The sequence below is a fragment of the Pantoea sp. App145 genome (genome assembly GCF_047947045.1).
Taxonomy (GTDB): domain Bacteria; phylum Pseudomonadota; class Gammaproteobacteria; order Enterobacterales; family Enterobacteriaceae; genus Pantoea.
Window position 1 is genome coordinate 2,290,846 of the sequence record NZ_CP133290.1, and the last position, 13,100, is coordinate 2,303,945.

At 53.8% G+C, this 13,100-nt stretch carries 14 protein-coding genes; 6 read left to right on the forward strand and 8 right to left on the reverse strand.

The annotated features are described in order from the left end of the window. Positions 1-151 precede the first annotated feature (151 nt). From zapG to degS, 3 genes are all read left to right on the forward strand, one after another. Entirely contained in the window at positions 152-556 is a 405-nt protein-coding gene (gene zapG / locus RCF31_RS10530) for a Z-ring associated protein ZapG (RefSeq protein WP_299457908.1), read from the forward strand. A 108-nt stretch (positions 557-664) separates the two neighbouring features. Further along, a complete protein-coding gene (gene degQ / locus RCF31_RS10535; RefSeq protein ID WP_299457910.1) occupies positions 665-2,038 on the forward strand; it encodes a serine endoprotease DegQ in 1,374 nt (457 codons plus the stop codon). A gap of 86 nt (positions 2,039-2,124) precedes the next feature. Next, entirely contained in the window at positions 2,125-3,186 is a 1,062-nt protein-coding gene (gene degS, locus RCF31_RS10540) for an outer membrane-stress sensor serine endopeptidase DegS (RefSeq protein ID WP_416410276.1), read from the forward strand. Between the two features lie 144 nt (positions 3,187-3,330). On the opposite strand, the gene epmA is transcribed toward degS, so the two are convergent. The 4 genes from epmA to efp all read right to left on the reverse strand — a co-directional run bounded on the left by epmA (position 3,331) and on the right by efp (position 5,510). Next, positions 3,331-4,308: an elongation factor P--(R)-beta-lysine ligase gene (gene epmA / locus RCF31_RS10545; RefSeq protein ID WP_416410278.1), complete on the reverse strand. Its 978-nt coding sequence runs from the start codon at positions 4,306-4,308 to the stop codon at positions 3,331-3,333. Positions 4,309-4,519: 211 nt separating this feature from the next. Then, on the reverse strand, positions 4,520-4,654 hold the full coding sequence (locus RCF31_RS10550) for an entericidin A/B family lipoprotein (RefSeq protein ID WP_299457914.1): 135 nt from the start codon (positions 4,652-4,654) through the stop codon (positions 4,520-4,522). A 102-nt stretch (positions 4,655-4,756) separates the two neighbouring features. Further along, positions 4,757-4,888 (reverse strand): entericidin A/B family lipoprotein, encoded by a 132-nt coding sequence (locus RCF31_RS10555; protein ID WP_013507637.1) that lies wholly within the window; start codon positions 4,886-4,888, stop codon positions 4,757-4,759. Positions 4,889-4,943: 55 nt separating this feature from the next. Beyond that, positions 4,944-5,510, reverse strand: coding sequence for an elongation factor P (efp, locus tag RCF31_RS10560; protein ID WP_084872120.1), 567 nt, complete (start codon positions 5,508-5,510; stop codon positions 4,944-4,946). Between the two features lie 41 nt (positions 5,511-5,551). Between efp and epmB the strand changes: the two genes are divergently transcribed. Then, positions 5,552-6,580 carry an EF-P beta-lysylation protein EpmB gene (gene epmB, locus RCF31_RS10565; RefSeq protein ID WP_416410281.1) on the forward strand — a complete coding sequence of 343 codons (1,029 nt, stop codon included), beginning with the start codon at positions 5,552-5,554 and terminating at the stop codon, positions 6,578-6,580. A 50-nt stretch (positions 6,581-6,630) separates the two neighbouring features. Here epmB and RCF31_RS10570 read toward each other — a convergent pair whose 3' ends face one another. From RCF31_RS10570 to RCF31_RS10585, 4 genes are all read right to left on the reverse strand, one after another. After that, positions 6,631-6,978 (reverse strand): DUF4156 domain-containing protein, encoded by a 348-nt coding sequence (locus RCF31_RS10570; RefSeq protein ID WP_299457920.1) that lies wholly within the window; start codon positions 6,976-6,978, stop codon positions 6,631-6,633. 195 nt (positions 6,979-7,173) lie between these two features. Continuing rightward, on the reverse strand, positions 7,174-8,823 hold the full coding sequence (gene groL, locus RCF31_RS10575; protein ID WP_416410283.1) for a chaperonin GroEL: 1,650 nt from the start codon (positions 8,821-8,823) through the stop codon (positions 7,174-7,176). A 48-nt stretch (positions 8,824-8,871) separates the two neighbouring features. Beyond that, entirely contained in the window at positions 8,872-9,165 is a 294-nt protein-coding gene (locus tag RCF31_RS10580; protein ID WP_013507632.1) for a co-chaperone GroES, read from the reverse strand. A gap of 195 nt (positions 9,166-9,360) precedes the next feature. Next, positions 9,361-9,816 (reverse strand): FxsA family protein, encoded by a 456-nt coding sequence (locus RCF31_RS10585; protein ID WP_416410286.1) that lies wholly within the window; start codon positions 9,814-9,816, stop codon positions 9,361-9,363. A gap of 385 nt (positions 9,817-10,201) precedes the next feature. Between RCF31_RS10585 and aspA the strand changes: the two genes are divergently transcribed. Further along, positions 10,202-11,638 (forward strand): aspartate ammonia-lyase, encoded by a 1,437-nt coding sequence (gene aspA / locus RCF31_RS10590; protein ID WP_084872109.1) that lies wholly within the window; start codon positions 10,202-10,204, stop codon positions 11,636-11,638. Positions 11,639-11,742: 104 nt separating this feature from the next. Next, positions 11,743-13,044, forward strand: coding sequence for an anaerobic C4-dicarboxylate transporter (locus RCF31_RS10595; protein ID WP_416410288.1), 1,302 nt, complete (start codon positions 11,743-11,745; stop codon positions 13,042-13,044). Positions 13,045-13,100 lie beyond the last annotated feature (56 nt).

The following is a 13,100-nucleotide window of genomic DNA, read 5'->3' on the forward strand; positions in this document are numbered from 1 at the left end:
ATGTGTCGGTTGTCGAAAATTAGGCCGCTCTACACTAAGCGATGCCGCTCCAGAGTTCCACTTCCAATAGATTAACGGGTATAGTGGCTACTATTGAAGTTGAAACAGAAGCAATGCCCTACGAAGCAACGGAAATTACACGGGAGTCATTATGACCTGGGAATACGGGCTGATTGGTTTAGTGATTGGCATTATTGTCGGCGCAGTCGCAATGCGTTTTGGCAACAAAAAACTGCGCGAACAGCGCACCATGCAGTACGAACTGGAAAAATCCAAGGCTGAATTGGCGGATTACCGCGAAGAGCTGACTAACCACTTCGCGCGCAGCGCAGAATTGCTGGATAACATGGCGCGTGATTACCGCCAGCTGTATCAGCATATGGCAAAAGGTTCTAACGACCTGTTGCCGAATCTGCCGGGCGAGAAAAATCCGTTTGCCTACCAGCTGACGGAAGCGGAAGCGGATAACGATCAGGCGCCGGTGCAAATCCCGCGCGACTATTCTGATGGCGCTTCCGGCCTGTTACGTGGCGGCGAACGCGCACCGCGTAATTAATCTTTTTGGGGCACAGCGACGCTGTGCCCTTTTTGTTTGTCGAACCCTTGCCCCAAACAACTGTCACACTTTTTTAATCCCCCTTTTCGTAGCGAGAGCGTTGTAGCAATGAAAAAACAAGCACGACTGTTAAGCGCATTAGCCTTGAGCATTGGGATGAGTCTGGTCGCCGCGCCAAACGCACTGGCCACTCTCCCGGCGCAAATCCAGGGGCAGGCACTGCCGAGCCTGGCACCGATGCTGGAAAAAGTGTTACCAGCAGTGGTCAGTGTGCATGTGGAAGGCACCGAAACCGCCGCGCAGGGGCAGGATCTGCCTGAGCCACTGAAACGCTTTTTTGGTCAGTTGCCGGGACAAAACCAGCAACCTCAGCCTTTTGAAGGGCTTGGCTCTGGCGTTATTATTGACGCCGCCAAAGGCTATGTGCTGACCAACAATCATGTGGTGAATGGTGCAGACAAAATCAGCGTCCAGTTGAGCGATGGCAACGAGTATGACGCCAAACTGATTGGCCATGATGAGCAGACCGATATCGCCCTGATTCAAATACAGGGTGCGAAAAACCTGACCCAGGTGAAAATCGCCGATTCCGATACCCTCAGAGTGGGTGACTTCGCCGTTGCCATCGGTAACCCGTTTGGCCTTGGTCAGACTGCCACCTCTGGCATCATCTCGGCACTGGGTCGCAGTGGCCTTAATCTGGAAGGCCTGGAAAACTTTATCCAGACTGATGCCGCCATTAACCGTGGCAACTCCGGTGGTGCGCTGGTCAATCTCAACGGCGAGTTGATCGGTATCAACACCGCGATTCTGGCTTCCAGTGGCGGCAATATCGGTATCGGCTTTGCGATCCCGAGCAATATGGCGATGAATCTGGCGCAACAGTTGATTCAGTTCGGCGAAGTGCGACGTGGGCAGTTGGGTATCAAAGGGACGGAAATGACCGCCGATATGGCGAAGGCATTTAACGTCGATGCCCAGCGTGGTGCCTTCGTTTCTGAAGTGTTGCCGAAATCCGCAGCTGAAAAAGCGGGGATTAAGGCTGGCGATATCATCACCTCAGTGAATGACAAGGCCATCACCAGCTTTTCTGAACTGCGAGTGAAAATCGGTACGACTCCCCCAGGGCAGCAGGTGAAACTGGGCTTGTTACGCGATGGTAAACCGATCACCGTTAACGTCACGCTGGATCAAAGTGCGCAAACCACCGCCAGTGCACAGCTGCTGTCACCGGCATTGCAGGGCGCAACCCTAAGCGATGGTAATACCAAAGCGGGCGATAAAGGGGTGAAAGTCGATACCGTCGAGAAAGGCACACCGGCTGAACAGGTGGGTCTGCAGAAAGATGATGTGATTGTCGGCGTGAACCGCAACCGGACCGAAAGCCTGGCAGAAATGCGCAAAGTGCTGGAAACTAAACCGCCGGTGCTGGCACTCAATGTGGTGCGCGGCGAAGACAGCATTTACCTGCTCTTACGATAATCATCATAACTGGCGGACAAGCAGGTGTTTGTCCGCCTTTCTCATGCTATCCTGCCCTGCGATCATATCCGGCTTAAACTAACACCATGTTTCTTAAACTTTTGCGTTCTGTGGTGATGGGCCTGATCGTTGCAGGTATTTTGCTGGCAGCGATCCCAACACTCCGTATGGGCACCAGTGCCCTGATTGAACATGACAGCAGCAATGATGAGGCACCCTTCAGCTTTAATCCGGGTGTGCGTCGTGCTGTGCCTGCGGTAGTCAACGTCTATAACCGCAGTGCGCATGGTAATAACAATCGCGGTATTACCACGCTGGGTTCCGGCGTGATCATGAACGGCAAAGGTTACATCCTTACCAATAAGCATGTCATCAATAATGCCGATCAGATTATCGTCGCCTTACAGGATGGCCGGTTCTTCGAAGCGACGCTGGTCGGTTCCGACGCGATGACCGATCTGGCAGTGCTGAAGATCAGTGCATCAAATCTGCCGGTGATTCCGATCAACCCCAAACGCGTGCCACATATCGGCGATGTGGTGATGGCCATCGGTAACCCATACAACCTCGGTCAGACGGTGACCCAGGGTATTATCAGCGCCACAGGCCGCGTTGGCCTCAGTTCCTCTGGTCGCCAGAACTTCCTGCAAACTGATGCCTCAATCAACCAGGGCAACTCCGGTGGCGCTCTGATCAACTCACTCGGTGAGCTGATGGGCATCAACACCCTGACGTTTGATAAAAGTAACGATGGCGAGACACCAGAAGGGATTGGCTTTGCCATTCCAACCGTACTGGCAACCAAAATCATGGATAAGCTGATTCGTGATGGCCGGGTAATCCGCGGTTATATCGGCATTACCGGACGTGAGCTGCCGCCGCTACACGGCCAGGGCAGTACTCTCGATCGCGTGCAGGGCATTATTGTCAGCGACGTCGCGCCAGGTGGCCCCGCCGACCGTGCCGGGATTCAGACCAACGATGTACTGCTGAGCGTCAATGGTAAACCGGCTGTTTCGGCCCAGGAAACCATGGATCAGGTCGCCGAGATTCGCCCCGGCTCGGTGATTGATGTGCAGATTCTGCGTAATGAACAGAAAATGACGCTGCCAGTGACAATCGAAGAGTTCCCGCAAAGCGGTAACTGACCGGGCAGAACCCCCGTCTAATCCCCTAAATAATTCACGCTACAGGAAGGCGGTAAAGGTGAGAATCCCCAGGAACTTACTCTGGTAAGTGACTGGGGTGAGTACACGTAGCCAACGCACCTGTAGCGTGAAGTATGACGGGGATTAGCTGCGATCAACCGGGAAGGCGATAACCTCACTCAACGAGTCGGCTTTCAACGCCAGCATAATCAGACGATCCACACCCAGTGCCACGCCAGAACACGCAGGCATACCGTGCGCCAGGGCATCCAGCAGGTTGGTGTCGATGGGGTGCTGTGGCAGACCACGCGCCACACGACGGCGATTATCCTGCTCAAAGCGCTGACGTTGCTCGCGGCTGTCGGTTAACTCACGGAAACCGTTCGCCAGCTCTACCCCTTTGTAATACACCTCAAAACGTTCCGCGACGCGGTGATCTTCGGTGCTGATCTCAGCCAGTGCCGCCTGGCTGGCCGGGAAATGGTAGACAAACGTCGGCTTATCGATACCAATTTTCGGCTCAACGCCCAGCATAAACAACAGCTGCAGCAACGTGTCGCGATCTTCTTCATCACGCGCCAGCTCACCATCACCCAGTTTTTCCGCCGCTTCACGCAACTGCGCTTTATCTGCGGATAACGGGTCCAGTTCCAGATGGCGAATAAACGCCTGCTGATATGACAGTGATTCTGCGCTATCGCACTCCAGCACCTGTTGCAGCAGATCGTCCACTTCATTCATCAGGCGATACATGTCGTAGTGCGGGCGATACCACTCCAGCATGGTGAATTCAGGGTTGTGGTGACGTCCGGCTTCCTCATTACGAAAGCAGCGCCCCATCTGGTAAATCGGGCCACTGCCCGCCGCCAGCAGGCGCTTCATATGGTATTCCGGGCTGGTCATCAGCCACAGATCACGCCCTTCACTGGCACCGGGGCCAACAAAACGCGTCTGGAACGGTACCAGATGGATGTCAGTAATGGTCGCCTGGCTCATCGCCGGGGTATCGACCTCCAGCACGCCGCGATCGGCAAAGAAACGTCGAATTTCCGCCATGATAGCGGCACGTTTCAACAAATTGGCAATGGGTGCGCTCGGCTGCCAGCTTGCCGTTTCGCTCATGTTGATGACTCCTTATACAGATAAGGGGTGGAAGTCTACCCGTAATGGCGAGGGCAAACAACGCCGCAGCGCTTACCGGTCACGAGAACATTCCATATCACCACAGGGTCAGAGGGTTTAAAAGTCGCAAAGGCAGGAGCAGAAGACATTTGAGATAAAACAGAGGTGGGATGAAAACCCGGTACGAAACGTATTCCGCACCGGTAAAACCTTACTGTGCGGTGCGTTGAATCGCCTTGCCGCCCGCTTCTACATCTTCCCCTACACCACGGGTGGTGTTGCAGGCAGAAAGCAGGGTGGAGAGGACCAGTACCGAGAAAATCGCGACAATACTTTTCTTTAACATAACAATATCCTTTTTGGTTGCAGTAAAAGTACAGCTTTTAAAGCATAGTCTTTATACGCAACGCTGCGGCGTCAGCCGCAGAAAAAGGCGTTGTCCTGTCGCTTATTTAGCAGCCCGTGAGATCGCGCCACCCAAATGGGAGACATCTTCACCAAAGCCGTGAAAGGTGTTGCAGGCACTCAATGCCGAGGAGACCAGCAACGCAAAGGCGACGAATTTTGCCAGCTTTTTCATTATTCTGAACTCACTTAAAAAAAAGGCGCATCGAAGGATGCGCCTGATTTGACGATTATTTTACGCGAGAAACGTATTCGCCAGAGCGGGTGTCCACTTTAACCACTTCGCCAATCTGTACGAACAACGGCACTTTAACCACTGCGCCAGTTGCCAGGGTCGCTGGCTTACCACCCGTACCTGCGGTATCACCTTTCAGGCCTGGATCGGTTTCGATAACTTCAGCTTCGATAAAGTTCGGCGGCTGAACAGCAATGGCTTTGTTGTTCCACAGGGTAACGATACAATCTGCGTTGTCCTGCAGCCACTTCTGCACGTCTTCCAGTACCTTAGATTCAACCTGATACTGTTCGAAGCTTTCCGGGTGCATGAAGTAGAAGAAGTCACCGTCGTTGTAAGAATACTGCAGGGTCATATCAACAACGTCTGCGCCTTCGGCAGAGTCGGTTGATTTGAAGGTTTTCTCAACGCGAGACCCGGTCAGCAGACGACGCATTTTTACGCGTGCGAATGCCTGGCCTTTACCCGGCTTAACGAACTCACTGGATTCGATGGAATACGGCTCGCCTTCGAACATGATTTTAAGACCGGAACGAAAATCGTTGCTAAGATAAGTCGCCATAAAGGCCCTCTGTAAATATTGAACTGGTAATAGCCAAAAAAATGGCACACATTGTAACCCTAAATCCCCCTTCCAGAGAAGATTGGTTGCAGCAACTTGCTGATGTTGTCACCGATCCTGCTGAATTACTGCAACTTTTAGCTCTCGAACGCCATGCGGAATTGGCCGAAGGCGCTGATGCAAGGCGACTTTTTGCCCTGCGCGTGCCACGGGCGTTTATTCAGCGCATGAAAACAGGCGATGCTCAGGACCCGCTTCTGCTGCAAGTATTAACCAGCCGTCAGGAATTCAATGATGCGCCAGGTTACAGCACCGACCCGCTTGATGAGCAGAGCAGCGTGGTGCCGGGTTTACTGCATAAGTATAGAAACCGCGCGCTGTTATTGGTAAAAGGCGGCTGCGCGGTCAACTGTCGTTACTGCTTCCGTCGCCATTTCCCTTATCAGGATAATCAGGGCAACAAGCGTAACTGGCAGGTAGCGATTGATTATATTGCGGACCATCCAGAGCTGGATGAAATCATCTTCTCGGGTGGCGATCCGTTGATGGCAAAGGATCACGAACTGGCGTGGCTGGTTGATGCGCTGGAAAAAATTCCGCATCTGAAGCGTTTACGCATTCACAGCCGTCTGCCGGTGGTTATCCCGGCGCGCATCACCGAAGGATTGTGCCAGTTGCTGGCCAATACACGCCTGCAGGTGCTGCTGGTGAGCCATATCAATCATGCGCAGGAAATTGATGATGAACTGCGCTATGGCATGCAGATGCTGAAACGGGCGGGCGTTACCCTGCTGAATCAGAGCGTGCTGCTGCGTGGCGTTAACGATAATGCGCGGAGCCTGGCCGACCTCAGCAATGCGCTGTTCGATGCCGGTATCCTGCCTTATTACCTGCATGTGCTGGACAAGGTCCAGGGAGCCGCGCATTTCTTTGTGCCAGACAATGAAGCCCGTGCGCTGGTGCGCGAGCTGCTGACCATGGTGTCGGGTTATCTGGTGCCGAAGCTGGCCCGTGAGATTGGTGGCGAACCGAGCAAAACCCCGCTGGATTTGCAGCTACGCCAGGAGTAACCCACCAATAAAAAAAAGCCGCATCAGCGGCTTTTTTTACAACGCTACCCTTATGGGCACTTGTAAACCTGGCCAGTCATTTTGCTGTCGAGCGGGGCAAAAGCAGACAGCAGATTCTGCGTTGGGCTGGTTGCACCGTAAATGGTGTTGCCACCCATTTCGGCCGCACGGTTACGCAGGTCATTGGCTGCACCGCGCAGTGAACTGCCCTCACCGCCAGAACCGCTCAGCCAGTTACTCTGTGAACCGGTGACATTTCCCAGAAGCTGACATTGGCTGCCCGGCTGCTGATCGACGAAGGTCACGCGCTCGCCGCCAGAACTCAGTTGATTTGAGCTGCTGCAGCCCGCCAGCAGAAGGCTACCGACTGCCAGTCCGAGCAAGAGGTTAATCCGCATTGTAATCCCCATTTATTATCATCTGTATCGGGCGGCAGCGTAGCAGAAAAGCGCATATTTTTTCTGAACATTCATTGCCCTAACCCGGAAAGCCGAAGTATTGCGCCCTTACTTATACCCTTTCGCCAGCAAAAGAAAAACCCCTGACCGTTTCCGATCAGGGGTTCTCAGATAACAAAAGCAGCCGGGGGGCGATTACATCATGCCGCCCATACCGCCCATGCCACCCATACCGCCAGCGCCGCCGCCTAAGTCAGGTGCGTCGCCTTTCGGCAGGTCAGTAACCATACATTCGGTGGTGATCATCAGACCAGCCACAGAAGCCGCGTACTGCAGAGCAGAACGGGTTACTTTGGTCGGATCCAGGATACCGAAGTCGATCATGTTGCCGTATTCTTCGGTCTGCGCGTTGTAACCGTAGTTACCGTCACCCGCTTTCACGTTGTTGGCAACCACAGACGGCTCTTCACCGGCGTTAGACACGATCTGACGCAGCGGAGCTTCCATAGCGCGCAGCGCAACTTTGATACCGACGTTCTGGTCTTCGTTCTGGCCAGTCAGCTCAGTCAGCTCAGCAGCAACGCGCACCAGGGCAACACCACCACCAGCAACCACGCCTTCTTCTACCGCAGCACGGGTTGCGTGCAGGGCATCTTCAACGCGAGCTTTCTTCTCTTTCATTTCAACTTCAGTTGCGGCACCCACTTTCAGCACGGCTACGCCGCCTGCCAGTTTCGCTACACGCTCCTGCAGTTTTTCTTTGTCGTAGTCAGAAGTCGCTTCTTCGATCTGCTGACGAATCTGCGTCACGCGACCAGAGATAGCAACTTCGTCACCCACACCGTCGATGATGGTGGTGGTGTCTTTGTTGATCACAACGCGTTTTGCCTGGCCCAGATCTTCCAGTGCCGCTTTTTCCAGCTCCATACCGATCTCTTCAGAGATCACGGTACCGCCAGTCAGGATAGCGATATCCTGCAGCATCGCTTTACGACGGTCGCCGAAGCCCGGTGCTTTCACCGCAGCCACTTTCACGATGCCGCGCATGGTGTTAACCACCAGCGTCGCCAGCGCTTCGCCTTCCACATCTTCAGCGATGATCAGCAGCGGTTTGCCAGCTTTGGCAACAGCTTCCAGCACCGGCAGCATTTCGCGGATGTTAGAGATTTTCTTGTCAGCCAGCAGAATGAACGGGCTTTCCAGTTCAACAGCACCGGTTTCCGGCTTGTTGATGAAGTACGGAGACAGGTAGCCACGGTCGAACTGCATACCTTCAACCACGTCCAGCTCGTCCTGCAGACCGGTACCTTCTTCAACGGTGATAACGCCTTCTTTACCCACTTTTTCCATCGCCTGAGCGATCAGGGTACCGACGCTTTCATCGGAGTTAGCAGAAATGGTACCAACCTGAGCAATCGCTTTGGAATCAGAGCACGGAACAGACAGCGCTTTCAGCTGCTCAACAGCAGCCACAACCGCTTTGTCGATACCACGCTTCAGGTCCATCGGGTTCATGCCAGCCGCAACCGCTTTCAGACCTTCGTTAACGATAGCCTGCGCCAGTACGGTAGCGGTGGTGGTGCCGTCGCCTGCTGCGTCATTCGCTTTAGAGGCAACTTCTTTCACCATCTGCGCACCCATGTTTTCGAACTTGTCTTCCAGCTCGATTTCACGCGCAACAGAAACACCATCTTTGGTGATGGTCGGTGCACCAAAAGATTTATCCAGAACCACGTTACGGCCTTTCGGGCCCAGGGTAACTTTTACTGCATCTGCCAGTACGTTCACGCCACGTAGCATTTTTACGCGTGCGTCATTACCGAATTTTACGTCTTTAGCTGCCATTTCAAATATCCCTTAAATTCGTTTCGTTCAGTGAATTACGCGTAAAAATTACGCTTCAACAATTGCCAGAATGTCGCTTTCAGAGATGATCAGGACTTCTTCGTTGTCGATCTTCTCGGTTTTTGCGCCGTAACCTTCGTTGAAAATCACCACGTCGCCCACTTTAACGTCCAGTGGCAGGATGTTGCCGTTTTCCAGGATACGGCCTTTACCTACTGCAACCACTTCGCCGCGAGTAGATTTGCCTGCCGCAGAACCGGTCAGAACGATGCCGCCAGCTGATTTTGCTTCAACTTCTTTACGCTTGACGATCACGCGATCATGTAACGGACGAATTGACATGTGATAGCTCTCCTTTAGAAAGTCCAATCATTCAGTTTTAGGGGTTGAACGCCGGGCTACATGGCTTCCGGCCTCGTGGTGGAAGAGATTAGGGCTAATAAGAAGGCTTTCAAGGGGGAAAACAGAAAAAATTTTCGTTTTTGTAACAGACGGCGAAAAACGGAGCAAAAAGGCGGCTTGCGCCGCCTTGTATTTTCATTGCTGGTCTTTGTCGTGGCCGATACGGTCACTGTCTTTACGCTCATACTCACCATCAACGGTGAAACCACTGTCCGGCCCGGCTCCCGGCCCACGCCAGACGCGCAGATGTGGCATCAGTTTTAGCGTCAGGTGTTTCTGCACCGGAGGCAGCAGTAGTAACAGGCCAAGGAAGTCGGTGAAAAAACCCGGCAACAGCAGCAGAAAGCCGGAAATAATCAGCGAGACGCTTTTCACCATCTCCGCTGCCGGGCTTTCGTTACGCGCCAGCTTCTCCTGCATCAGCATGAAGTTTTTCACGCCCTGATTTTTGACCAGTGACACCCCGATACAGGAGGTGAAAATCACCAGCAGCATAGTGAGCAGCACGCCCAGCACATGCGCGACCTTGATGAAAAGCGTGATCTCAATCCAGGCCAGTACAAAAAAAATCACAAACGGTAACCAGCGCACCGATATCTCCTGTGAGTTAGGGCTACCTCGCTTCATGCCAGGCAGCAGAATGGGATGGTCAAAGGGACCGTATAAAAAGAGATGGTCATCCGGACCGCTGTTTTCAACCGATCCTGCCGAATTTTTCCAGCCGGGTTAAAATTGTGACAAACATCACGTATCGTTATTACCGGTACGTCTGCAAAACCCCGTAAAGTGATCTGTGCACAGGCTTTTCTGGAATGACAGAATATGATCGTGCTCGCCAGACCGAAGATGGATAAAATGTCGGCGCTGGTATTCCACGACAATATAATTGCATCACCTGCACGTGACTCGCCGTCCGAATCTGATCGCCTCAGAGTACGCCCGGCAGCCACTCAGCAGCAATAATAAGAAGGTAATCATGGCGAACAACATTCGTATCGAAGAAGACCTGCTAGGCATGCGTGAAGTACCTGCCGACGCCTACTACGGTGTTCATACTCTGCGTGCGATTGAAAATTTCTATATCAGTAACAGTAAAATCAGTGACATACCCGAATTCGTTCGCGGTATGGTGATGGTAAAGAAAGCCGCCGCCCTTGCTAATAAAGAGCTGCAAACCATCCCGCGCAATATCGCCAATACCATTATTCAGGCCTGCGATGAAGTACTGAACAATGGCAAATGCATGGACCAGTTCCCGGTTGACGTCTACCAGGGCGGTGCCGGTACCTCCGTCAACATGAACACCAACGAAGTGCTGGCCAACATCGGTCTGGAACTGATGGGGCACCATAAAGGTGACTACCAGTATCTGAACCCTAACGATCACGTGAATAAGTGTCAGTCTACCAACGATGCTTACCCCACCGGTTTCCGTATTGCCGTTTACACCTCCATCCTGAAACTGATTGATGCTATCAATCAACTGGGTGAAGGTTTCCAGCGCAAAGCGGTCGAGTTCGAAAATATTCTGAAGATGGGCCGTACCCAGTTGCAGGATGCCGTGCCGATGACCCTCGGTCAGGAGTTTCATGCCTTCAACGTGCTGCTGAATGAAGAGACGCGCAGCGTCCTGCGTACGGCGGAACTGTTGCTGGAAGTGAACCTTGGCGCAACCGCTATTGGTACACGTCTGAACACGCCTGACGGCTACCAGCAGCTGGCTGTGCAGCGTCTGGCGGAAGTCAGTAACCTCCCGGTGGTCCCGGCGGAAGATCTGATTGAAGCCACCTCAGACTGCGGTGCCTACGTCATGGTGCATTCATCTCTGAAACGCCTGGCGGTGAAACTGTCGAAAATCTGTAACGACCTGCGCCTGCTGTCATCGGGTCCTCGCGCCGGTCTGAACGAGATCAACCTGCCTGAACTGCAAGCCGGTTCATCCATCATGCCAGCCAAAGTCAACCCGGTGGTGCCGGAAGTGGTCAACCAGGTGTGCTTCAAAGTGATTGGCAACGACACCACAGTGACTATGGCAGCCGAAGCGGGCCAGTTGCAGCTCAACGTGATGGAGCCGGTCATCGGCCAGGCGCTGTTTGAATCCATCAGCATCCTGACCAACGCCTGTTACAACCTGCTGGAGAAATGCGTGAATGGCATCACCGCCAACAAAGCGGTGTGTGAAGCCTACGTGTTCAACTCAATCGGTATCGTGACTTACCTCAACCCGTACATCGGCCACCACAACGGTGACATCGTCGGGAAGATCTGTGCCGAAACCGGTAAAAGCGTACGGGAAGTGGTGCTGGAACGTGGCCTGCTCACCGAAGCCGAACTGGACGATATCTTCTCCATTCAGAACCTGATGTTCCCGGCCTATAAAGCCCGCCGCTACACCGACGAAAACGAACAATAATCCATTCTGGATCACGTTGTCGTAAGCACGCCCGTATAAAATGCGGGCGTGCTTTTTTTTGGCGACTACAACTAACAGATGTCGCATTTCAGGGAGTGAAAAAGATGGTGGTAGTGGAGTTATTGATCGTCCTGCTGGCGATCTGGCTGGGTGCGCGTCTCGGCGGGATCGGCATTGGTTTCGCCGGGGGTCTCGGCGTGCTGGTGCTGACGCTTTTTTTTGGCATGAAACCCGGCGCAATCCCTTTCGATGTCATTGAAATCATCATGGCGGTGATCGCCGCGATTGCCGCTATGCAGGTGGCAGGCGGCATGGATTATCTGGTGAGTCTGGCCGAGCGTCTGCTACGCCGCCATCCGCGCTACGTGACCCTGCTGGCACCGCTGGTGACTTATCTGATGACCTTGCTGGCGGGCACCGGGCACACCGCCTTCTCGACGCTGCCGGTCATTGCGGAAGTGGCAAAAGAACAAGGTGTGCGCCCTTCGCGCCCGCTGGCCATCGCCGTGGTGGCGTCGCAGATTGCGATTACCGCCTCACCGATTTCAGCCGCCGTGGTGTTTTTTGCCTCACTGCTGGAACCGCGCGGCGTCAGTTATCTGGCTCTGCTCGGCGTCGCGGTGCCCTCGACTATGCTGGCGATCTTCTGCGCCGCCATAGCGACCAATTTCCTTGGTAAGGAACTGAAAGACGATGAAGTCTACCAGGCCCGGCTGGCGAAGGGGGAAGTGTCGTTACGCGGTGCGCAGGTGTTTGACCTCAAACCCGGGGCAAAACGTTCCGTCCTGCTATTCCTGATTGGCATTGCCGCCGTGGTGCTGTACGCCACCGCCATCAGCGACAGTGTTGGGCTGATTCCCCACCCGGTGCTGCCACGCAATGAAGCCATTGTGGTGTTTATGCTGACCATAGCGACGCTGATTTGTCTGACCTGTAAAATCGATACCGGTGAGATCCTCAGCGCCAGCACCTTCAAATCCGGCATGAGCGCCTGCATCTGCGTGATGGGCGTCGCCTGGCTAGGCGATACCTTTGTCAAAGCGCACCTCAATAACATTCAGACCCTGGCGGGCGATATGCTGCAAAGCTACCCGTGGATGCTGGCGCTGGTACTGTTCTTTGCTGCCACCCTGCTGTATTCGCAGGCCGCCACCACCAAGGCGCTGATGCCTGCCGCACTGCTACTGGGGGTCTCTCCCCATGCTGCCATCGCCTCATTCGCTGCAGTCTCAGCCTTGTTTGTGTTGCCGACCTACCCCACCCTACTGGCAGCGGTGGAAATGGACGACACCGGTTCCACACGCATTGGCAAGTATGTGTTCAATCACTCCTTTATCGTGCCCGGGGTGCTGGCTATCGCTCTCTCGGTGCTGTTTGGCTTTCTGCTTGGCGGCCTGATCCTGTAACGCGGTTACATCCTGTAAACCTTGTGTTTATCAGGCCGTGTTATCATCCACCCTTT